17 protein-coding genes and 2 pseudogenes are annotated in these 22263 nt (G+C 39.6%); 17 read left to right on the top strand and 2 right to left on the bottom strand.

Going from position 1 to position 22263, the window contains the following annotated elements; all coding sequences use genetic code 11:
* The first annotated feature begins 102 nt into the window (after nt 1–102).
* The 11 genes and pseudogenes from IGJ63_RS12505 (at nt 103) to IGJ63_RS12455 (ending at nt 13764) form a co-directional block, all read left to right on the top strand.
* Nucleotides 103–4960 (top strand): annotated as a pseudogene (locus tag IGJ63_RS12505) (hypothetical protein).
* A 19-nt stretch (nt 4961–4979) separates the two neighbouring features.
* Complete coding sequence (locus tag IGJ63_RS12500; RefSeq protein WP_002354835.1) at nt 4980–5369, top strand: LPXTG cell wall anchor domain-containing protein; 390 nt, start codon at nt 4980–4982, stop codon at nt 5367–5369.
* Nucleotides 5326–6060 (top strand): WxL domain-containing protein, encoded by a 735-nt coding sequence (locus IGJ63_RS12495; protein ID WP_002365407.1) that lies wholly within the window; start codon nt 5326–5328, stop codon nt 6058–6060. Before IGJ63_RS12500 ends, IGJ63_RS12495 begins: the two co-directional genes overlap by 44 nt.
* Before the next feature lie 4 nt (nt 6061–6064).
* Nucleotides 6065–6865: a WxL domain-containing protein gene (locus IGJ63_RS12490; RefSeq protein WP_002385162.1), complete on the top strand. Its 801-nt coding sequence runs from the start codon at nt 6065–6067 to the stop codon at nt 6863–6865.
* Nucleotides 6866–7624: a WxL domain-containing protein gene (locus IGJ63_RS12485; RefSeq protein ID WP_002383195.1), complete on the top strand. Its 759-nt coding sequence runs from the start codon at nt 6866–6868 to the stop codon at nt 7622–7624.
* A 105-nt stretch (nt 7625–7729) separates the two neighbouring features.
* Nucleotides 7730–8812: a DUF916 and DUF3324 domain-containing protein gene (locus IGJ63_RS12480; protein ID WP_438746565.1), complete on the top strand. Its 1083-nt coding sequence runs from the start codon at nt 7730–7732 to the stop codon at nt 8810–8812.
* Between the two features lie 101 nt (nt 8813–8913).
* Entirely contained in the window at nt 8914–9399 is a 486-nt protein-coding gene (locus IGJ63_RS12475; RefSeq protein WP_033594251.1) for a hypothetical protein, read from the top strand.
* Nucleotides 9374–10855: a helix-turn-helix domain-containing protein gene (locus IGJ63_RS12470; protein WP_002378832.1), complete on the top strand. Its 1482-nt coding sequence runs from the start codon at nt 9374–9376 to the stop codon at nt 10853–10855. The genes IGJ63_RS12475 and IGJ63_RS12470 overlap by 26 nt, the downstream gene beginning before the upstream one ends.
* A gap of 236 nt (nt 10856–11091) precedes the next feature.
* Entirely contained in the window at nt 11092–11589 is a 498-nt protein-coding gene (locus IGJ63_RS12465; protein WP_033594252.1) for an RNA polymerase sigma factor, read from the top strand.
* Between the two features lie 24 nt (nt 11590–11613).
* Nucleotides 11614–12498, top strand: a complete 885-nt coding sequence (locus tag IGJ63_RS12460) for an RsiV family protein (protein WP_002387401.1) — start codon at nt 11614–11616, stop codon at nt 12496–12498.
* A 129-nt stretch (nt 12499–12627) separates the two neighbouring features.
* The gene (locus IGJ63_RS12455; RefSeq protein WP_002367472.1) at nt 12628–13764 is read left to right on the top strand and encodes an ArgE/DapE family deacylase; all 1137 of its coding nucleotides are present in this window, start codon (nt 12628–12630) and stop codon (nt 13762–13764) included.
* A gap of 52 nt (nt 13765–13816) precedes the next feature.
* Here the strand turns inward: IGJ63_RS12455 and IGJ63_RS12450 are convergent.
* Nucleotides 13817–14607: pseudogene (locus IGJ63_RS12450) on the bottom strand (hypothetical protein).
* Between the two features lie 163 nt (nt 14608–14770).
* Between IGJ63_RS12450 and IGJ63_RS12445 the strand changes: the two are divergent.
* From IGJ63_RS12445 to IGJ63_RS12435, 3 genes are all read left to right on the top strand, one after another.
* Nucleotides 14771–15154: a YccF domain-containing protein gene (locus IGJ63_RS12445; RefSeq protein WP_002354850.1), complete on the top strand. Its 384-nt coding sequence runs from the start codon at nt 14771–14773 to the stop codon at nt 15152–15154.
* 88 nt (nt 15155–15242) lie between these two features.
* The gene (locus IGJ63_RS12440; RefSeq protein WP_002383201.1) at nt 15243–15668 is read left to right on the top strand and encodes an Rrf2 family transcriptional regulator; all 426 of its coding nucleotides are present in this window, start codon (nt 15243–15245) and stop codon (nt 15666–15668) included.
* Nucleotides 15669–15726: 58 nt separating this feature from the next.
* Entirely contained in the window at nt 15727–16356 is a 630-nt protein-coding gene (locus IGJ63_RS12435) for an NAD(P)-dependent oxidoreductase (RefSeq protein ID WP_161634294.1), read from the top strand.
* A gap of 79 nt (nt 16357–16435) precedes the next feature.
* Here the strand turns inward: IGJ63_RS12435 and IGJ63_RS12430 are convergent, their stop codons facing one another.
* Nucleotides 16436–17635 (bottom strand): hypothetical protein, encoded by a 1200-nt coding sequence (locus IGJ63_RS12430; RefSeq protein WP_033594256.1) that lies wholly within the window; start codon nt 17633–17635, stop codon nt 16436–16438.
* 191 nt (nt 17636–17826) lie between these two features.
* Here IGJ63_RS12430 and IGJ63_RS12425 point away from each other — a divergent pair, with 191 nt between their 5' ends.
* The 3 genes from IGJ63_RS12425 (at nt 17827) to rny (ending at nt 22184) form a co-directional block, all read left to right on the top strand.
* On the top strand, nt 17827–19071 hold the full coding sequence (locus IGJ63_RS12425; RefSeq protein WP_010710870.1) for a competence/damage-inducible protein A: 1245 nt from the start codon (nt 17827–17829) through the stop codon (nt 19069–19071).
* Nucleotides 19072–19184: 113 nt separating this feature from the next.
* Nucleotides 19185–20231 (top strand): recombinase RecA, encoded by a 1047-nt coding sequence (gene recA / locus IGJ63_RS12420; RefSeq protein ID WP_002354860.1) that lies wholly within the window; start codon nt 19185–19187, stop codon nt 20229–20231.
* A 396-nt stretch (nt 20232–20627) separates the two neighbouring features.
* Nucleotides 20628–22184 carry a ribonuclease Y gene (gene rny, locus IGJ63_RS12415; protein WP_002354863.1) on the top strand — a complete coding sequence of 519 codons (1557 nt, stop codon included), beginning with the start codon at nt 20628–20630 and terminating at the stop codon, nt 22182–22184.
* The last annotated feature ends 79 nt before the right edge of the window (nt 22185–22263 follow it).

Genomic DNA, 22263 nt, shown 5'->3' with positions numbered 1-22263 from the left:
TTTTTTTTGAAATTAAGAAAATATCTTTAAAAAAATCAGAAGAAAACTTCGTATACTTGAGCCATAGGTTGGTTGTGGAAAGTTTACTTCGAGGGAGGAGTGATGAAGTTAATGAAAAAGAAAATCGCTGTTTTATTGGCAACTTGTTTACTTGTACAACCATTTTTATCTGTTTCAGCGTGGGCGATTGAAGGGGAGCAACAAACAGAACGTACGCAGACACAGCCAAAAACAGCAGAAACCAGTACAAGTGAAGCAACAAAAGAAAGCAGCGCACATTCTATAGAACAGTCATCAATGACGGAATCTAGTGCTATCACAGAAAAAGTAACCACCTCTTCCACAGAAACAAAACCAAGCGAAGAGCAGAAGCAAATCACGTTGACCTTTGAAACAACGGATCAAGCTTTGTTTCTAAATGATGCCAAAAGTTATCAAGTGGTAAAAGAAAAAAATCAGCTACTTCGGACAGAAGAATTACCAAAATGGGCGAATAGTGAGGAAAATGCGACTTTCGTTGGCTGGTCTTACCAAGGAAAAACATATACAAATGAAGAACTTCTTCAATTAGAGTTTTCAGAAGATACACAACTTACGGCTGTCTTTAAACAGAAACGGACACGCATGGCCAGAGCTGTTTCAGTTGATCAGTCCATTGCGGACACAATTGCCCCTGCGGATAAAACAAAAGTGATTGTTGTGCCAAGTCCTGCAGGAGATGGAGCAGCGTACAAAGAATATGCATCGACAGAGGCTGGCTTGAAAGAAGCCTTGTTTGATTTGTATCAACAGGGGAACAATGGCGATTTCACTCTTTATATAGGAAACAATATTACGACGAGTGCGGCGACCACCGCTAAAGTGATTCCTGACACCGTTACGGCAAGTAATATGACTTTTTACGCCTTGCAAGGCAAGGTCAATCATTTAGTGATTACTGGAAACAGTGCGGATCCGATTAGTATGGATCAAACGGCGCCAACGGGTTCTAAGACGTTAGGATTTAATCAAAATATCTATTTTGGCTCAAACATCACTTTGAGAAATCTAAACTATATAGGTACGAATATGTATTTAAATGGTTACAGTTTGAACTTGAATGGCGGTTCTAGTGGAAACGGTCTGACCGTATACGGTGGAACGGATACAGGAGATGTTTCAGGAAACCCAACTTTAACAGTAAATAGTACAGGTACAGGGACATGGAATTTCTATGGCGGAAACCAAAATGGTGGTAATTTAGCTGGAAATCCTACAATTGTTATTAACAATACACGGAGCGGACTAAATACATTAAGTGGGGGCGCCAATATTGGGACAGTGACTGGGAATACTTCATTGATTGTCAATGATTCTGGTGGCAGAATTGCTTCAATTTATGGGGGCGGTTATGGGACCAACGCAACCAACACAGCGAATGTTACTGGTAACGTCTCAACAAAGGTTGCGATTACGAATGCTGCTACAGGTTTCCAATTAAGTACGTATTATGGCGGTGTTCAATACGGAAATATTGGTGGAAAAGTAACAAACGATATTTCTGGATATGGCCGTTGGTATACAGCGGGTCAACGTTTTATTGGGGGCTCTTCCCGTGGCGATATAGGAACGAATCGTACGACTGATGGAATTACTACAAATTTAAATACACAGTTGTATAGTGCGGGTCGTGCAGATTTTGAAGGAGGCAACCAATATTCTGGAACGATCATCGGAGATATTACGAATGTGGTTACAGCAGGAACGAATTCCGCTGGTGGTATTAATGATTTTAACGGCGGTGCTGGTAACAATGTTTCGAAATTTAACAAGAGTCAAATTGGGGCCTCAAATGAAGCAACGTATGATGCTTATACACCACAACAAAGAGCAGAATTAGCCAAATCAGCAGCAGCTTTTAAAGTTTTTGGAAATATTTCTTCTAAATTAGTCAGCGGTTCGTTTAATAATGGTGCAATTTACTCAACTGCAGCTGGCCGCGGCGGTTATATCGAAGGAAATACAACAATTGAAGTGGGAACAGCGAATGGTGATGGGTCTTTAGGTGGCGATGGTATGGCTTATTCAGGCGCAAAACCGACGAGTTTAGATTATTCAACGACCAATAAAAGTCGTGGTAATAATTCAGGTTGGGATATTGTTGGTGGCGGCGGCTATCCTGCTAGTAATGATACTTGGGATATCTATATAAAAGGAGATACTAAGACTGTTTTAAATAATACCATTGCTCGCTGGACATATGGTGGCTCTTTTTCAGGTGTCGTTGAAGGCAATACTTCTAACACATTGAATGGCGGGATTGCTGACACATTAGAAGGAACAGGCTATCAAGCAGCTCGAGTTTATGGAAACGGTCAAACAATCGTTAATAATGGTCAAGTCGATTGGTTTCTTTCAGGCGGTGGCTGGAATGATGCCAAAAATGTTGGGAATGTCGGCGTAACGGTTTATGAAGGAGTAATTAATGCTTCGATGGGCGCTTCTTATGGAGCAAGCGGTGGCCATACAATTACTGGTAATTCAGACAATCGCATCTACGGAGGAAATTTCTCAGGAACTCCTCGGACAGGCGCGAACGGTTTTTCAGGTGGGATTACCAATGCGGGCTCACTTCTTGGAAATGCCAAACTCTTAATTGATTTAAGAAACTACAACGGAGAGTTTAAGTTGCCTGGTAATACCTACATTACTGGTGGTCGGCCCTATGGTCAAAATACGACACTAGGAACGGATGAATCAAACACAATTACTTTAAATATTTTCACTAAAACAGGTGTGGAATCTTTAAATGGGGAGCATTTACGGTGATGGTGGAACCAATGCTGCGTATACTAAGAACGGCAAGATTACAATGAATATTCAAGCAGCGGGTTCTAGTATTGGAAATTTATATGCGACACAGTATTCCAATATCAGTGGCGGAAAAATCTTACGTGATGTTACCGCAAATGTTCAAGGTGCAGTTAGTATTAACGGTTTATCCGGTGGTTCATCAACAGATAATTTCACTAATGCAATTGTGAATGCTAGTTCAAATAAAGTGGCCTTTAACTTTGGGACTAACGTTGACGGCACCAATAACTATCAAACAGAACCACTAAATGCGACAGGCTTAGGCGTTGTCAACTTTACGGAATTAAATGTCACCAATGGCATTAAATTAATGGCTAATGGTGGGAACATCAAAAATGGCGTTTCTGCTACTGCCGCGAATCATAGTACGACTTACAATGAATTCGGATCAATTCATCTATCTAAAAATGCAGGAATTGGGATTACCAACACGGCCAATTTAATTTCAGCTAGCAAACTAACGGTTCAGGATCATGCAACATTAGAAACAATTCCTGGTACAGGTAAGGTAAACATTGCGGATTTTGAAGCTGTCGATCCAACAAAAGATGAACTTTTATGGATTAAACCAACGACAGATACAACTGCTTTGGTGGATAGCACAGGGACTTGGTTTGGAAATGTCAAAGCCTATCAGGTCTTGACGATTAATCCAACGGTCAATAATGCTACAAAACTTATGCCAACAACGTTTCATGGGATTGAAAAAGCGACTGGAAAAACATTTATTGGCGATAACGATGTGACCAAGGGCGCCAATGGCTATGGAATAGCAATTCCTGGCTCTATCATCGATTACGAAGTGGAAACGCCTGGAATTGTGGCAGGTGCAGGTACTATTTCTCATGATGTAAAAGAGGTCAAAGCCGGCAATGCGCCATTAACCTTACAAGCGTGGGGCACCGAAGTAGCTGGACAAAAAGTTCAAAAAGGACGTTTGATGATTCCGACCTCAAGTGCTTTAACACCAACCCTAAGCTTCCTTCCTGACGAAGTAACAGGTTCTTGGTTGCACCAAGGAACGGTTAAATCTAGTGAAGTTGGGAGCGCGATAGAGCAAATTCCAGAGCAGAAAGATACCACCCCGCTTTCATGGAAAGCGACGAATATGAACTACAGTTATCAGGTGAAAGTTCAATTTTCAAATAAAGTGGAACTTTCGGGGCAATCGGTGATTGTCACAGAAGATGAGGCAGCGCAACTAACGACTGTCGATAAAGTAATAGAAATGCTTGGCGCAAAAGGTCGGCCGTTTTTCAAGACCTCATTAAAAGAGACGGATTTACCACAAATTCAAGCGCCGTTAGCAGAAAAAACTGTATCGCGGACACATGATATTCAATTAGAAGCAGGGACGTCAGGAGATAATTTGCAAAACAAAACGGTTCATTTAGTTGTTGTGAAAAATGAAAGTGTCCTTGCCAAAGATCGTTCGTTTGCCTTGTATGCGACAAGTGCGCATTTGAAATTAAAAGAAGCAAATGGCTTAACGAATTCAGACGAGTTGGCAAAATGGACACAAGCAACGGTGATTTTCGCAGATGGTCGGGCCAATCAAACACCAAGTCTTGATGCCGCAACCTTCCAAGCCATTCAGCAAGCGAAACCAGAAGAATTAGCCAAAACGGTGCCAGCCAATTATCAATTTACAGAAGCTGGTGAAACGTTAAATAAAAAAGTCAATGTGTCTATTTCAGGTGAATTAACGTTAGAAAAAGTACCTAAAACAATTGATTTTGGCAAACAAAAAATTTCTGCCAAGCCAGAAGTTTACTGGCCAACTCTTTCAGATGATTTAGTCGTTCAAGACACACGCGGGACAGAAAGTACGCCTTGGAAACTGAATGTTCAGGTAACGAATCCCTTAACGAACGGCACAGATCAATTGGAAGATTTGTCATTGGTTACAGACAAAGGAGAATTTTTACTCAATAAGGGAGATACGGTTGTTACAGAAAATGAAGGCTCCGGTTCAGGTAGTTATACAATTAACCAAGGTTGGGGTGCGGCAAACCAACGGGGACTTAAACTATCTGTGCCAGTCGAGAAACAAAAAGTTGGCGAATTCAAAGGGACATTGTCATGGTCATTAGTCATGGCACCATAACAAGGAGGAGAGAAGTGAGATGAAAAAATACCTTTTGCTTAGTTGTTTTTTAGGTCTTTTCAGCTTCTGTCATTCAGACACTGCGTTTGGGGAAGCAGCTTATGAAAATAGTGGTGTTGTCTCCTTTTATGGAACGTATGAATATCCCACAGAAGAGTCGACAACAGCGACTAGTAATTCTTCCACAACGACCGAACCCACCAAGCCAGCTGACGGAGGCGCTTCATCCGTCCTTTCTTCTGGCGTATATGGGTCGCGACAAGGAAGATTACCAGCGACAGGTACCACCAATCAAGCACCATTTATTTATTTGGGAATCAGCCTTATCACTATAGGCATATTATTTATTAAAAGGAGAAGAGAAGATGAAAAAAACAGTATTAGCAGTAGTAGGGATTGTAGGATTTAGCGGTGTCCTAGCGACACAACAAGCATTTGCGGAAGACATTAACGTGAACTATACAAGTAATGGCGCCATTACATTTGAACCAGATACAGATCCAACGAAGCCAGTTAACCCAACCAATCCAGATGAAAAAGTTGAACCAGAAGATCCAACTGACCCAACTGGACCAAAACCAGGGACTGCAGGCCCCTTATCAATTGACTATGCTTCAAGCTTTCAATTTGGCGCCCAAAAAATCACTTCCGATACGAAAGATTATTACGCACAAATTCAAACATTTAAAGATGGGACAACAGGTCCCAACTATGTTCAGGTAACGGATAAACGTGGGACACAAGAAGGCTGGACGTTAAGCGCTGTACAAAATGGGCAATTCAAAACAGCCCAAAATGAAGAATTAGTTGGGGCCGCTTTATCGATTGCCAATGCAGGTGTGACATCGATTGTTGATGCTGCATACGCGCCAACACCAACAGCAGCACATACCTTTGTTCCTGGAACAGAAGTAGAATTAGTCAAAGCAGAAGATGGCAAAGGAATGGGGACTTGGGTCTATCGTTTTGGGAAAGATGCGACAGAAGGTGCTACTGCCGTGAAATTAAATGTCCCAGGTAAAGCGATTAAATTAGCAAAAGAATATCGTACGACCTTAACATGGACATTGAAATCTGTACCAACGAATGTTGGAGGCTAAGTAAATGAAAAAAACAGTCGTCTACTCCTTGTTATTCGGAACAATGTTGCTTGGCGCCACTGTTCCTGCTGAAGCGGCGACGGTCGTTTTTGATAGCGAACAGTCGATTGTTTTTACCCCAAGCACAGATGGGACGGATCCAGTGAATCCAGAAAATCCCGATCCAGAAAAACCAGTTCGACCAGTCGATCCAACGAATCCTGATGGACCTAATCCAGGCACACCTGGGCCACTTTCCATCGATTATGCCTCAAGTTTGGATTTTGGGAGTAATGAGATATCGAATAAGGATCAAACGTATTTTGCCAGAGCGCAAACCTATAAAAACCCAGATGGTTCAGCAAGTGAATTGGCAACTGCTAATTATGTACAAGTAAGTGATTTACGGGGAACCAATGCTGGCTGGGTTTTAAAAGTGAAACAAAATGGTCAATTTCGTAATGCAGAAACATTACACAAAGAATTAACAGGCGCCACCGTCGCCTTTACTGAGCCCAGTGTGCGCTCAAATGCGACGGACGTATTGCCGCCAACTGCTACCGCAAACATTCAATTAGATGCTGCGGGCGCAGAAACTGTTGTCATGCAAGCCCCAGAAAAGACCGGCGCCGGAACGTGGATCACGCTGTGGGGGCAAGCAGAAAAAGTGACCGAAAAAAATCAACAAGGACAGCAAGTAAATGCCACAATCACACGGGCAATCTCACTAACTGTTCCCGGGAAAACCCCTAAGGATGCAGTACAATATAAAACAACATTGACTTGGCTACTTTCAGATGTACCAGTAAATAATGGAGGGAAATAAATGAAAAAGACAAAAGTAATGACATTGATGGCAACCACAACTTTAGGCGCATTGGCACTTGTACCAATGAGTGCATTAGCAGTCGACGGTGGTGAATACCAAACAAACGGAGCGATTCAATTTGCACCAAATACGAACCCAACGAATCCAGTTGATCCGACGAATCCAGACCCGGATAAACCAATTACGCCAGTTGATCCAACTGATCCGACAGGGCCTAAGCCAGGGACAGCAGGTCCGTTATCCATTGACTATGCATCTAGCTTATCTTTTGGGGAACAAACGATTACCTCAAAAAATATGACCTACTATGCAGAAACACAAAAATACAAAGATAACGCTGGTGCCGATCAAGAAGGCCCGAACTTTGTTCAAGTCTCAGATAATCGTGGGACTGAAACAGGTTGGACGTTAAAAGTAAAACAAAATGGTCAATTCAAAACTGAAGCCAACCAAGAACTAACAGCGGCCAAAGTAACTTTAAGCAACGGACGCGTGGTTTCAGCTTCACAATCTGCAAAACCAACGACAGCGCCAGCTACGATTGAATTAAACCCAACTGGGGCTGAATCAGTGGTCATGGCTGCTGGCGATAAAGAAGGTGCGGGTACGTACTTAATGAGCTGGGGCGATAGTGTAGATGCCGCTAAAACAAGTATTTCATTAGAAGTACCTGGTTCAACCACAAAATATGCGAAAAAATACACGACAACTTTTACTTGGACTTTGACAGATACACCTGCTAACACAGGAAACTAAGAACGACAGCATACACGCAAGATCGGGATATAAGTCAAAAATTTTTGGCTTATCTTTCGGTCTTTTGGTGCTTATAATACAACAAAGAATGAAAGACATAGGAGAATGAATATGAACAGATGGAAAGTATATGCAACGGTAATCGCTTGTATGTTATTTGGCTGGATTGGCGTGGAGGCGCACGCTTTTGAATTTAATTTTGCGGTCACACCAACAATTCCCGAAAATCAAGTGGATAAATCAAAAACCTACTTTGACTTAAAAATGGCGCCTGGTGCCAAACAAACCGTAGAAATTCAGTTACGCAATGATACAGATGAAGACATTACCATTGAAAATACGGTGAACTCAGCGACAACAAATTTAAATGGCGTAGTAGAATATGGCCAAAACGGAATCAAACCTGACAAAACTTTACGCTTTAACTTAAAAGATTATGTGGAAGCACCGAAAGAAATCATCTTGCCGAAGCATTCCCAAAAGACATTACCTTTAACCATCACGATGCCTAAAGATTCTTTTGATGGCGTGATGGCTGGCGGTATAACACTCAAAGAGAAAAAGAAAGAAACAACGACTTCTGCGGATCAATCAAAAGGGTTAGCTATTAATAATGAATACTCCTATGTTGTGGCTATTATTCTTCAGCAAAATGAGACAAAGGTTCAACCAGATTTAAAATTACTAGGGGTTAAACCAGGCCAAGTCAACGCGCGAAACGTCATCAATGTTTCTTTACAAAACCCACAAGCGGCCTACTTAAACCAATTACATTTAATCAACACTGTTTCAAAAGGAGGCGAAACGCTTTACCAATCCGATACTGAGGATATGCAAGTGGCGCCAAACTCTAACTTTAGTTACCCAATTTCTTTAAAAGGGGAACGATTAACGCCAGGAAAATATGTCTTGAAATCAACGGCCTATGGTGTAAAAGATGAAAAGGGTACCTATCAAGTCAAAGGTGCCAATGGTGAAGAACGGTACCTGTACAAATGGGAATTTACAAAAGAATTTACTATTTCTGGGGACGTCGCTAAAGAATTAAATGAAAAAGACGTAACCATTAAAGGAACCAATTGGTGGTTGTATCTACTGATTGCATTAATCATTCTAGCGCTGCTCTTATTGATTTTCTTCTTGTATCGTAAAAAGAAAAAAGAGGAAGAACAACAATCTGAGCAATAAAAAGGGCTATCTATTGACAAAAAGGGTTTTCCTTGTAAAAGTAAAGGTACTTTTACAAGGAATTGCTTCCCATAAAGTAGAGGTAGAGAGAGTGAGAAGCCATGAGAAAAAAGTATCTTTTTTTATTTAGTTCTTTGCTAATTTTTACGGCTGTCGAAATAGAACCAATTCAAACATTGGCGACACCTATTTATAATCCCTTAGAACCAACGGAAGAAATTCAACCAAAACCAGAATCAATCACCCCTCAGGAAAAGTCAGAACCGGAACAACCTGCGCCAACCCCTCCGGAAGATCAAAAAACTACGGTTCCTTCTGAAGAAAAAAAGCCTTCACCCAAGAAAAAAGACAAACCTGTGGAGAAACCGGCAATGTCAAAAGAAAAAAAGAAACAAACAAAAGAAACAACGGCTCATTCCTTACAAGTGAATAAAGATTTTGTCTTTCCTAACGGACTTGGTGCAGGCGGCGATGAAGAATCTGAAAGCTATTTAGCAGCGGTTGGGTACTTTCTTTCAGGAAATGGATTGTATGGGAAAAAAATGGATGTGAGAGAAGTCTATGATATTGATGATGTTTTTAAATAAAGTGGATAAAAGAAAAATCGCCTTATTTCAGTTACTGGAAAATGCACCGATGTTAACAGAGTCAAAAGAAACCGTAATGCAGGAGTTAGAATTATCTGAATTTATCGTGAACAAAACGGTCGCTGAATTAAATGCTGATTTTATTGAATTTGGTTTATCAGAGGATTTTCAAATTGTGAGCGATGGTATTTTCTTAACGCTTAATGAATCAGGAACGGAAACTTCCGCTACTTTGATTGATTGCTATATTAAAGAGTCGTTACGTTTTGCTATGTTTCAAGATTTCTTTTTTCAGCGTTTTGATTCTGTGAATGAGTTTGCTTTAGAACACTTTGTTAGTCACACATTGGCTTATAAGGAGTTCAAGGAATTAAAGAAAATGCTGGAAAATTACCAAATTACAATTAATAAAGAATTTCACTTGGTGGGAAATGAAACCAATTTACGCGAAGTAACAACACTGGTTTTTTTACAATTATACCAACGTGATTTTTCATTGTACGGTAAAAAAGTTTTAGAGCAGATTCGGAACTTTGAGCTATTTTTTTCTGAGAAGGTTCATCTTAATCAGCGTGCGGGCTATGCACAAGCTAAATGTTTTCATTTTTTGGCGGTTTCTTTAGTACGAACGCAGCAACAGTTTTATGTAGAGAAAAAAGTAGATTCGCAAGTGTTAAAACAATTAGCCGGTGACAATCAGCAGAATGTTTTCAATTGGTTAGAGAGTCTTCAAATCCCAGAACCACAACGAACAAACGAAGGCAATTATTTACTCTTATTTTTAATTGCTGAAGAGTGGCTTCAAGTAGCTTCAGCAGCACTTTGCCAAAGATTTGCAGAAATTCAACAATTGAATCGTGACTTGTTAAGCTATTTAAAAATACAATTTCAGCTTTCCGAGGAAGTCCTGCAAGGTTTTGAACAAAAAGTAACAATCGTTCATTTTAAATTGTTCCATTTTCCAATAGAAGCAAACTATAGTTATCGCAAAATGGATATAACCTACTTTGCAGAAACGTATACAGAGTATTTTTCTGCTAGTCGACAATTTATTCAAGAACAAAAAACGAATCCCGCTGTTTGGGATGCCAGACAGTTTTTATTTTATCGGTATCTGTTGTTAATGGTGGATGCGTTACCATTGAAAAAAGTTTTGGCTCCGATTACATTGTGTGTCGACTTTTCCTTTGGTGAAGCCTATAATCGTATGATACAAAAAAATATTGAAAAAATTACGGAATGGAATATCATTTTCAAAGCACATGTAGATGAAAGTGTACAATTAATTTTATCGGATATTCATTTTGTCGATTGGCCTGAGATTACTCAAATTATTTGGCTAGCGCCACCACGTCCTGTTGATTGGTCGCATTTTATTAAAACGCTGAGTGCACTAAGACCGCACTCGGGAGAAGAAAACAAGGTCGGGACAGCACCGCTTAGCTCCGAGAAATAAGAAGAAATTTCCGGAAATTGTTCTTTAATTTTTGGATAATTTCGGCTTATTTCCGAAGGAGCTGGTTCTGTTCCCGCCATTTATCAGATTTTGAGCGTGAAGCAAAAATCCAAAGTGATTTTTGTACCACGCTTTTTCTTTTAGAATATAAAAATTAAAAATAATAAAAAAGTTGAAACTTTTTATGCTTGTGATTCGTCTATATAAGTGTACAGGAAAGGAGGTTCCAGAAATCGATGGTTTTCGATGGTTGGAAAAGAAAAAAACAAATTCGCGCGTTAGAAACGCTTGTGGATACCAAATATGAAAAAATGTATCGCATTGCCTTTAACTATACACATTCGAAAGAAGATGCCTTGGATGTGATTCAAGAAAGCTTTGAAAAGGCACTGAAGGCCATCCAAAAAGGACCAGATATTAAGGATTTTGAAGCGTGGTTCTTTCGAATTCTGCTTTCTGTAGCGACAGATTATTGGCGTAAAAAGAAACGAGAAGCTGTTCATATTGAAAAAGATGAACATGTGTTAGACCTTTTAAATAATCCCCAACGCAGTTTTTTAGAAATTGAAGAAATTATTAATCAATTAGATAGTCCCAATCGTGAAATTATTCTATTAAAATTTTTTGAAGGATTTACGCTAAAAGAAATCGCCTTGATCCTGGATATTAACGAAAACACGATTAAAACGAAGATGTACCGCAGTTTGAATGAACTCCGAAGTCTATTGAATTAGTAAAAGAAAGGAAGCGAAAAAATAATGGAAGATTTTGTAAAAAGTGTTGTTAAAAACTTTTCAAAAGAATACCGCCAACAACCGTTGCCAACGGATCTACAAGCGGAAGTCAAAGCGCGTTTTCATAAAGAGAAAAAGCGGTACACCTGGCTTCGTTTTAGAAACCGCTCACTGCAAAGTAGTCTAGTAGTGGCTTGTGGCTTTGTCTTATCAGTCAATTTGTTTCCAGGTTTTAGTGAAGCAGCCCGCAACATTCCTGTGTTAGATAAAATTGTTCAATTAGTCACCATCAAAACGTTGACAGCGAAAAAACAGGAAAGTGAAGTAAACATCGATGTCCCTAAAATCCAAACATCCCAAGAATCTTCAGTAGCCGACACGCTCAACAAAAAATACTTGAAAGAAGCCCAAACAGAATTTCAACAAGTCAAAGGGCAATTGTTTGATGGTTCTCGTGTTTCAGTCACTGGAGATTATGAAAAAGTCGTGGACGACCGTCGCTTCCTAGTGGTCAAACGAACCTTCACAGAAATTAAAGGCAGTTCTGCGACGACAACGAAATATGACACCATCGACAAACGAGCCAATGTTGTCGTTTCACTCCCCTTAATTTTTAAAAATGATTTTTACATTGATGTCATTAGTAGTGAAATTAAACAACAAATAGCAGACCAAATGAAGAACGATAGCAATAAAATATACTGGTCCGAAAAAGAGGATGCCCCCAGTGATGTTCAACCCTTCAAAAAAATTAAAAAGGACCAACCTTTCTATATCAATGAAAAACACCAATTAGTGATTGTGTTTCCCCAAGGAGAGATTGCGCCTTACTATATGGGCACTCCTGAATTTGTGATTCCTGATCAAGTCATTGAAAATGAATTGGCAGCGCCTAATTATTTAAAATAAACTCAGTAAAAAACACGCGACATTTCTTAAAACTGTCGCGTGTTTTTTGCTGACCTAACCAAGTCAGTTGCGGTTTTACTGAGAGAAGCGTACACTAGAATTAAGCATAACAAGAAAGGGCGAATGGCAATGGAAAAATCAGAAAAAATTAGTATTTTACAAGATGTGGTTAAAATTAAATCTGTAAATGGAAACGAAGAAGAAGTGGCAATCTATTTACAAAATCTTTTGAAAAAATATGAGATCCCTTCTGAACTTGTTTCTTATGCACCAAATCGTAGTAGTTTGGTTGCTTATTTAGGTGAAAACCGAGAAAAAGTCTTAGGGTTTAGTGGCCACATGGACGTGGTTTCTGAAGGGGACGAAAGTCAATGGACTTTCCCGCCATTTGCGGCCCATATTGAAGGAAATAAATTGTATGGCCGTGGCGCAACGGACATGAAAAGCGGCTTAGTCGCAATGGTTTTAGCAATGATTGAATTAAAAGAAAAGGAAGTTCCATTAAATGGAGCGGTTAAATTTTTAGGTACAGTTGGTGAAGAAGTCGGTGAGCTAGGTGCTGGCCAATTAACTGAAAAAGGCTATGCGGATGATTTAAGTGCCTTAGTCATTGGAGAACCAACCAATTATAACTTGATGTATGCGCACATGGGTTCAATTAACTATTCTGTTGTGTCACACGGAAAAGAAGCCCACAGTTCGATGCCAGAAGAAGGCATTAACGCGATTAATAATTTGAACGAATTTATTACAGAAGCAAACCAACAAATGGCGGAAGTCACAGCAAACTATGAAAATCCTGAATTAGGCCGAACGATTCACAATGTAACCGTCATTAAAGGTGGCACACAAGTGAACAGTATTCCAGGTCAAGCAGCCTTGCAAGGGAATATCCGTTCAATTCCAGAATTCAGCAACGACCAAGTCATTGCATTATTACAAAAAATTGTCGATGAATTGAACAAAAAAGAAAAACATCAGTTAGAATTAACGATTGATTACAATAAAATTCCTGTAAAAGCTGAGAAAGATTCTGCGTTAATTCAAGCCATTCAAGCCCAATTTGATCAACCATTACCATTAGTGACAAGCGCTGGGACCACAGACTTAGCTGAATTTACTAAATCAGACAATACATTTGATTGCGTTGTCTTTGGACCAGGTGTGACCACTACTGCACACCAAGTCGACGAATATGTCGAAATTGATAATTATTTAGATATGATTGATAAGTATCAAGCGATAGCAAAAAGTTATTTAAATTAAAAAAATGTCGCGCCTGAATCATAAAAATCAGGTGCGACATTTTTTATAAGGTTTATTCCACCACAGTCCATTCATTTAAGGTTTTGCCGTTCTCATCAACTAGCTCTAACCAGCTGTTTGTTCCAGCAAAATAGAGAAACAAGCCGACTTCATTAACGCTTTTTAAGACGATATCTTCCGTTGTGACAAAGTCTTTAAATTGGCTCTTGCGTTCATCACGAAGTTTTTCACCAAATCTAGCGGAGAAACCGACAGACCCGTCTTTATTTAAAGGGGCTTCGGGCATCATTGTCGCGCCAGCTTTAATAAGCATTTCATTGCGCTTTTGCCAAAAAACAGTTGCTTTGCTTTGTCGAGTATCAATATAAAAAGGAATTTGGCTGACTTCTTTTGTCCATTTGTGGCGTGCTTTGGCTGGTCTGGCTTTCTTCGGCGCCGGTTTTTTAAACAGAGAGTAGCCAAAACGTTCCAAGATAAAGGTGACTGTTTCTTTATAGTTAGTCACTGTCGCTACCGCACTTTTCGGAATTTTGACTGTCGTTGGGGTTGCTTCCAATGTTAAACCACTTTCTTTCGCATCATCTAGGAAAGCTTGCGCTAAATAGGCAAGTTCTGTGTCCCAAGTCGGTTTCAACAAAATCGAGTGATCAAAAGAAACTTCTTTATATGTAGCTTTTTCTTCAGCAAGTCCTAAAGCAACTAGTTGGTTATCTCTTAGCAAGAAAAGAATCGCTGCCTCTTTTTTCGGTAATTTAGTTGTTTGTTCAATGATTAAGTGGGCCTGATCGGCTAAATCAATGAGTGTCTTTGTTTTTTTAGATCAACGGTTAAATGTAAGTCCATGAAGTCTGCTCCTTTATCGTTAGTTTCTTCATTGTATCATGAAACAGCGTCTTCGTCTTTTAACGAGTCAGCAACCTTACAATATTGTTTGAAACAAAAAGAAGCTTTCGTGGTATACTTACTCACATACATAATTTTTAATGAGGAAAGTAGAGGAACAAGAATGAAAACACTTGGCAATATTTTATGGTTCATCTTTGGCGGCTTTTTTGGTGGCTTATCTTGGCTATTCGCAGGCGTGATTTGGTGTATTACAATTATCGGTATTCCGATTGGTTTACAATGTTTTAAATTAGCGGGGTTGAGCTTTTGGCCGTTTAAAAAGCGAGTCGTGTATAGTGATAGCGGCGTATCTTTGGTGGTAAACATTATTTGGCTGATTATCAGTGGACTACCATTAGCAATTGGGCATTGTATTAGTGGCTTGTTGCTTTGTCTGACAATCATCGGTATTCCGTTTGGGCAACAATCCTTTAAATTGGCGAAATTAGCGTTAATGCCGTTTGGGGCCCGTGTTGTTTCAACAACTGATTTTTATTTTGAATAGTCAGAGGTTTCTCATTGACAAATAAAACGAAACAGCGTATTCTGTAAATGTAACAAATAACGTTACATTTAGTTTGGAGTGATTAGACATGGCCATGTCAACGAAATTAAGTGTTGCGATTCATATTTTAAGTTTGATTGAAACAGGTCCTCAAGAACAAGTGACTTCTGAATACATTGCTTCGAGCGTGAATACGAATCCAGTCGTTGTTCGACGACTAATGAGCCAGTTAAAAAAAGCCGGCTTGATTCATTCCATGCGTGGAGCCAATAAAAATACCTTATTAAAGAAACCAGAAGAGATCTCACTGTATGAAATTTACACAGCGGTTGAATTGGAACGAGAGATTTTCAATATTCATCAAAATCCTAATCCAAACTGTTCCGTTGGGGCAAATATCCAATCGGTACTAGAAACTGAATTTACTAAAGTGCAACAAAAAATGGAAGAAGAATTGAAAAGCATCACCTTAGCAGATGTGATTCATGAAATAGAAGTTAAGAGGGATAAGTAATCTCTCTACTTTTAAAGTATTAAATGTAACTATTTTAGTTCTATTTAAAAATGAAAGGATGATTTACATGAAAGTAGCAGTATTAGGAGCAACAGGAAAAGAAGGACAATTACTTTTAGCAGAAGCTAAACGTCGCGGGATGGACGTGACAGCCATCGTTCGTAATGCTTCAAAAATAACAGATGGCACACCGACCATTGAAAAAGATGTTTATCAATTAACAACAGAAGATATTCAAGCGTTTGATGTATTAATTAGTGCCTTAGGATTCCCTGATGTGCAAGATTTCCCCAAATCTACCAAACATTTGATTGAGATTTTAACCAATCAAAAAACGCGCTTGTTTGTCGTTGGGGGCGCTGGAACCTTGTATGTGGACCCAGAACACACAACTCAATTAAAAGATACACCATCATTCCCAGCAGAAATTCAGCCATTAGCTTCGGCGATGGGCGAAGCTTTAAACTTATTGAAAGAAGCTCAAAACATCCACTGGACCTATATTAGTCCTGCAGCCATGTTTGATGCTGAAGGTCCTGCGACAGGCCATTATGAAGTCGCTGGCGAAGAATTAACAACCAATAGTCAAGGTGACAGCTACATTAGTTACGCAGACTACGCCGTTGCCATGTTAGATGAAGTGGAAAGTAATGTACACCCAAATCAACGAATCAGTGTGTATCAATAAAAGAAAAAATTATTAATAAAGAAAGAAGTGAGGAATAAAATATTTTATCTCTCACTTCTTTCTTTATTTTACCCAAAAATTAATAACATTTAGAACAAGGAGTTAAGTTATTTGCTAGAGCTGCTTCTAAAGTAGTTTCTGTATAGGTTCCATTTCCACATTTGCGTGCATGGTATTTACTGCCAGTTGGTGTCACAAGAACAGTTGTGCTTGTTTCTGGACCAGCATTTGCAGCAGCCGTCTCGACTTCCGCCGGTGCCTGTGCGGCTTGTTGCGCCTCTGCTTCAGCTTGCGCTTTTGCTGCCGCTTCGGCTTGTTCTTTTTGCGCTTTTTCAGCGGCTAGTTTTTGAGCTTCTGCTTCTTTTCGTTGTTTTTCTTTGTGGGCATCTAATTGAGTTTTAACAACGGCTACCCGTTTTGTTAAAGCTTGATTTGGGGAGTTTAAAGCGTCAATTTGTTTGACCGCTTCATTATAGTAAGCTTCATTGGTTGGTTCTTGTTCAGCTTTTTCAACAGCGGCAGTTGCACTGGCGACTAATTGTTCATTTTTTTCTTTTTCAGCGATAGCGGTTTGAACAGTCGTTAATCGTTGTTGAAATCCTTCTTTGCCAACTGGGGCAGCAGCTACTAATTTTTCAGCTGCTTGATAATCGCTTTTACTTTTAGATTTTTCAGCAGTTGTAACTGCTTCATCAACAGGTACTGCTTCTTTGATTTTTTCAAGGCGATCATTGTATTCCTCGTATTCTTGACTTAATGAAGATACTAAGGTTGCGGCTTCATCATAGTTTTTCTGAGAAGGTTGTTTTTCAGCGTAAGCTAAGGCTTTTTCTGTTTTGGCCAATTCTTGTTCAGAATCTGTGATGCTTGCAATAAATTCTTTTGATGGTGTGACTTCGACTGATTTTTCAACTTTGGTATCTTTCTTCTCAGCAACAAAGGTGATTTTTTGCGTTTTTTCATCGGACAGTTTTACTTTGTAAGCAAACGTTTTGTCTTTTGTTTTTACTTCCTTGCCATTGGCCGTTAGTTTGCTGTTGCCGTCATATTCGCCTTTGATGGTGGCTGAGCCATTGGCATCGGTTTCAACACTCTCTGCATCAAGTGAAAGTGTCGGGGAAGAATCTGTCGTGGCAACCCCACCAATAAATAGAGCGGCACTTGCTAACGCGGCATAGCCATATTGTTTTTTCGGTTGTTTCTTAATTAATGCTTTGATAGTCAGTCCCCCGCTGACAAGTAACCCTAATAGACCCAAAAGTACTAATACTACACTCATTCATTTCTCTCCTTTCGATATAACGTTATTATACAATGTATTGTGAGAAAATGAACATTTTTTTCGTAATAATTAATAAATTTCCTGATAAAAAAATTATTTCCTGAAGCTCAAATTCTTTTGTAAAAATTTTGTTGTGCTAAAATGGAAAGTGAGTTTAACTACGTATGTTATTAGAGAAGGGGAAATCAATGAAAGCAGAAATCATTGCAGTCGGAACAGAGTTATTACTGGGACAAGTAGTGAATACCAACGCCACCTTTTTATCAGAAGAGTTAGCTGCGCTAGGCATCGATGTTTACTATCAGACCGTTGTTGGTGATAACGGCGGCCGCTTAGAAACGCTACTAACAGAAGCAGAACAAAGAAGTGATTTAATTGTCCTTTGTGGAGGGCTAGGACCTACAGAAGACGATTTAACCAAGCAAGTTGTCGCACAACATCTCCATAAATCATTAGTAGAAGATCAAGAAGGATTGAACCGCTTGCACCAGTTTTTCCAACAGTCTAAGCGGCCAATGACGGAAAATAATCTACGACAAGTGTTAGCCATTGAAGGTGGACAAGTTCTTCAAAACCCGACAGGATTAGCGGTTGGTTCTTTTGTAACAGAAGGCACAACAAGCTATTTGCTCTTACCAGGGCCACCCAATGAATTAATTCCGATGTTCCAACAAGCGGCACGACCTTTATTGATTGATGCGTTTCCACAAGAAGAACAATTGATTTCAAGAGTCTTGCGTTTTTATGGCATTGGTGAATCACAGCTGGTGACCGAGATTCAATCGTTGATTGCGCACCAAACGAATCCAACCATTGCGCCTTATGCTAAGCCTAATGAAGTGACACTTCGTTTAACAGTTAAAACAAAAGACTTAGTAGCTGGCGAAGAATTATTAACAGCGACGGAAGAAAAGGTTTTAGCTAAAGTGGGAGACTATTTTTATGGGTATGGGGATGACAATAGTTTAGCCAAGGTAACAGTGGACTTGTTATTACAAAACGGACAAACCGTCACGGCTGCTGAGAGCCTCACCGCTGGCCTCTTCCAAAGTACACTGGGGGAAATTGCGGGCGCTTCGAAGATTTTTAAGGGAGGCTTCGTGACGTATTCGCAAGAAACAAAAGAGAACTTTTTAGGAATTTCTCATGAACTTTTAGAAGAACATGGCACGGTAAGTGAAGCGTGTGCCAAAGAAATGGCAGAGAAAGCGCGTCAGTTAGCTAAATCTAACTATGGTTTATCATTTACTGGGGTCGCTGGTGACCCAATCGAAGGTCAACCGACAGGCACTGTTTGGATTGGGCTGGCGGAAGAAGGCCAACCAACCGTTGCAGAATGTTTCCATTTTAACCGTGACCGAAATTATATTAGACAGAGTGCGGTTATGCGAGGGTTAGATCTTTTACGGCGCCGAATCATTAATAAAAAATAAATATGCGAATGTTTGTTCGGTTTTTTCTTGCTTTTTTGGTACAAAAGAGATATGATAGACCTACTAACAGGAAATGAAAAATAAGTTTATATAAATTAAAGGAGGATTATCCATTGGCAGATGATCGTAAAGTGGCTTTAGATGCCGCACTGAAAAAAATTGAAAAGAACTTTGGGAAAGGCTCTATTATGAAATTAGGCGAAAAAGCTGATCAAAAAATTTCAACTATCCCTAGTGGTTCTTTAGCGTTAGATGTTGCATTGGGCGTAGGTGGGTATCCACGTGGCCGAATTATTGAAGTATATGGTCCTGAGAGTTCAGGTAAAACAACTGTTTCTTTACACGCAATTGCAGAAGTGCAACGAAATGGTGGAACAGCCGCTTTTATCGATGCTGAGCATGCATTGGATCCTCAATATGCGGAGAAACTAGGCGTTAACATTGATGAATTACTTTTATCTCAACCAGATACGGGTGAGCAAGGCTTAGAGATTGCCGATGCCTTAGTTTCAAGTGGTGCGATTGACATCGTTGTCATCGACTCGGTTGCTGCGTTAGTTCCTCGTGCAGAGATTGATGGTGAGATGGGAGCGAGCCATGTCGGCTTACAAGCTCGACTAATGTCTCAAGCACTACGTAAATTATCAGGCTCAATTAATAAGACAAAAACAATTGCTATTTTCATTAACCAAATTCGTGAAAAAGTTGGCGTGATGTTCGGAAATCCTGAAACAACTCCTGGTGGACGTGCATTGAAATTCTACGCAACGGTTCGTCTAGAAGTCCGTCGTGCAGAACAGTTAAAACAAGGAACAGACATCGTCGGTAACCGCACAAAAATTAAAGTCGTTAAAAACAAAGTGGCGCCACCATTTAAAGTGGCAGAAGTTGATATCATGTATGGCCAAGGTATTTCCCAAGAAGGCGAATTACTAGATATGGCTGTGGAAAAAGACCTTATCAGTAAAAGTGGTGCTTGGTATGGCTATAAAGAAGAACGAATTGGCCAAGGCCGTGAAAATGCCAAACAATACATGGCGGATCATCCTGAAATGATGGCAGAAGTGTCTAAATTGGTCCGTGATGCATACGGCATCGGTGACGGTTCAACCATTACAGAAGAAGCAGAAGGTCAAGAAGAATTACCCTTAGATGAATAGATAACGAGTGAATACGACTCGTTAAGAAGAAGGACAACACTTACTGAACAGGACAGGTGTTGTCTTTCTTTGTTTAGAACTAAATTGTTAAATAGACTGTTGTCCATGTCCGAACCCATCCACATCAAGCAGCTTAGTCAAACAGCAGACTATGCGGCGTTTGTTCTAAAATTTAAACAATTCGTGACGGCGGAAACCTAAAAATGTGACGTTGTCTAATATTTGCTGCCCTTTCCAAAAGAAAGGGCTTTTTTAAGTTGACACCTTTCGCGACAAACATTAGAATAAAATTGTGTGTATGCACAAATATGCAAGTAGGCATATTGATAATTGATTTTAGTTTATCAAAAAACTACAAGATATGAATTAACAAAAAGATAGTATGGAGGTGGAAATATGGTTTTAAATATTCTCCTCGCTATCGTCGGTTTGATTGTCGGTCTTGGTTTAGGATTTGTTATTGCAAAGTCACGTCATGATAAAGCAATAAATGGTGCAAAAATTTCAGCGTCGAGTATTCTCGAGAACGCTCGGAAAGAATCAGAAACACTGAAAAAAGAAGCATTGCTAGAAGCTAAGGAAGAGAACCAGAAGTATCGTTCAGAAATTGAAAGTGAGTTGAAAGAAAGCAGATTAGAACTTAAATCTCAAGAAAATCGTTTAATTCAACGGGAACAAACGTTGGATCGTAAAGATGACTCTCTTGAAAAACGTGAAGGCTCACTGGAAGAAAAAGAAGAGAAACTTGGTGCTAGACAGCAATTAATTGATGAGCGAGAAAAAGAAGTAGAAAACTTAATTAATCAGCAACATCAAGAATTAGAACGAATTGCTTCCCTTTCAAAAGAAGAAGCAAAATCGATTATTATGAAGTCAACAGAAGAAGAGTTGAATCATGAACTAACCTTGATGGTCAAGGAGTCAGAACAACGTGCCAAAGAAGAATCTGATCGCAAAGCGAAGAACTTGCTTTCCCTAGCAATTCAACGTTGCGCCGCCGATTCTGTTTCTGAAACAACTGTTTCCGTGGTCACTTTACCAAATGATGAGATGAAAGGTCGCATTATTGGTCGTGAAGGACGTAATATTCGTACATTGGAAACATTAACAGGGATTGACTTAATCATTGATGATACGCCAGAAGCGGTTGTGTTATCCGGATTTGATCCAATCAGACGAGAAATCGCTCGAATGACCTTGGAAAAATTAATCCAAGATGGTCGGATTCATCCCGCTCGCATCGAAGAAATGGTAGAAAAATCACGTAAAGAAATGGATGAACGGATTCGTGAATACGGAGAACAAGCAGCCTTTGAAGTAGGTGCTCATACGTTACATCCTGATTTAATTAAAATTTTAGGCCGTTTACGTTTCAGAACAAGTTATGGTCAAAATGTCTTGAACCATTCAATCGAAGTAGCAAAACTGGCTGGCGTTTTAGCCGCCGAATTAGGCGAAGATGTTCAATTAGCCAAACGTGCAGGTTTACTACATGATATTGGGAAAGCATTGGATCATGAAATTGAAGGTTCTCACGTTGAGATTGGCGCAGAATTAGCTGCGAAATATAAAGAAAATTCAGTAGTTATTAATGCCATTGCCTCGCATCATGGTGATGTGGAAGCAACCTCAGTTATTTCTGTTTTAGTGGCAGCCGCAGATGCGTTATCTGCAGCGCGTCCAGGTGCACGTAGTGAATCGTTAGAAAACTACATTCGCCGCTTAGAAAACTTAGAAAATATTTCTAATAGTTTTGAAGGCGTTGATTCAAGTTTTGCTGTTCAAGCAGGACGTGAAGTTCGTGTCATGGTGAAACCAGAAGAAATTTCTGATTTAGAATCTGTTCGTTTAGTTCGAGACATTCGGAAGAAAATTGAAGATGACTTGGATTATCCAGGACATATCAAAGTAACGGTTATCCGTGAAACACGTGCCGTTGACTATGCGAAATAAAATGAAAAGCGAATAAGTATCGCGTGTAGTGTCTCAACGAACAATTGCAAGGATTGTTCGTTGAGACACTTTTTTTAAT

Source organism: Enterococcus sp. DIV1375a, from assembly GCF_051712205.1.
Classification (GTDB): Bacteria; Bacillota; Bacilli; order Lactobacillales; family Enterococcaceae; genus Enterococcus; species Enterococcus faecalis.
Note: the sequence above shows the minus strand (reverse complement) of the source record. Positions and strands in the feature narration are given on the sequence as shown.

Bases quoted from the DNA above. Each gene is read 5' to 3' on its own strand.
- IGJ63_RS12445 (WP_002354850.1), top strand. From the start codon at position 14,771: ATGAAAACACTTGGCAATATTTTATGGTTCATCTTTGGCGGCTTTTTT.
- IGJ63_RS12460 (WP_002387401.1), top strand. From the start codon at position 11,614: ATGGAAGATTTTGTAAAAAGTGTTGTTAAAAACTTTTCAAAAGAATAC.
- IGJ63_RS12475 (WP_033594251.1), top strand. From the start codon at position 8,914: ATGAGAAAAAAGTATCTTTTTTTATTTAGTTCTTTGCTAATTTTTACG.
- IGJ63_RS12425 (WP_010710870.1), top strand. From the start codon at position 17,827: ATGAAAGCAGAAATCATTGCAGTCGGAACAGAGTTATTACTGGGACAA.
- IGJ63_RS12485 (WP_002383195.1), top strand. From the start codon at position 6,866: ATGAAAAAGACAAAAGTAATGACATTGATGGCAACCACAACTTTAGGC.
- IGJ63_RS12440 (WP_002383201.1), top strand. From the start codon at position 15,243: ATGGCCATGTCAACGAAATTAAGTGTTGCGATTCATATTTTAAGTTTG.
- IGJ63_RS12430 (WP_033594256.1), bottom strand. From the start codon at position 17,635: ATGAGTGTAGTATTAGTACTTTTGGGTCTATTAGGGTTACTTGTCAGC.
- IGJ63_RS12435 (WP_161634294.1), top strand. From the start codon at position 15,727: ATGATTTACATGAAAGTAGCAGTATTAGGAGCAACAGGAAAAGAAGGA.
- IGJ63_RS12490 (WP_002385162.1), top strand. From the start codon at position 6,065: ATGAAAAAAACAGTCGTCTACTCCTTGTTATTCGGAACAATGTTGCTT.
- IGJ63_RS12470 (WP_002378832.1), top strand. From the start codon at position 9,374: ATGATATTGATGATGTTTTTAAATAAAGTGGATAAAAGAAAAATCGCC.
- IGJ63_RS12480 (WP_438746565.1), top strand. From the start codon at position 7,730: ATGAATATGAACAGATGGAAAGTATATGCAACGGTAATCGCTTGTATG.
- IGJ63_RS12500 (WP_002354835.1), top strand. From the start codon at position 4,980: ATGAAAAAATACCTTTTGCTTAGTTGTTTTTTAGGTCTTTTCAGCTTC.
- IGJ63_RS12495 (WP_002365407.1), top strand. From the start codon at position 5,326: ATGAAAAAAACAGTATTAGCAGTAGTAGGGATTGTAGGATTTAGCGGT.
- IGJ63_RS12455 (WP_002367472.1), top strand. From the start codon at position 12,628: ATGGAAAAATCAGAAAAAATTAGTATTTTACAAGATGTGGTTAAAATT.
- IGJ63_RS12465 (WP_033594252.1), top strand. From the start codon at position 11,092: ATGGTTTTCGATGGTTGGAAAAGAAAAAAACAAATTCGCGCGTTAGAA.
- rny (WP_002354863.1), top strand. From the start codon at position 20,628: ATGGTTTTAAATATTCTCCTCGCTATCGTCGGTTTGATTGTCGGTCTT.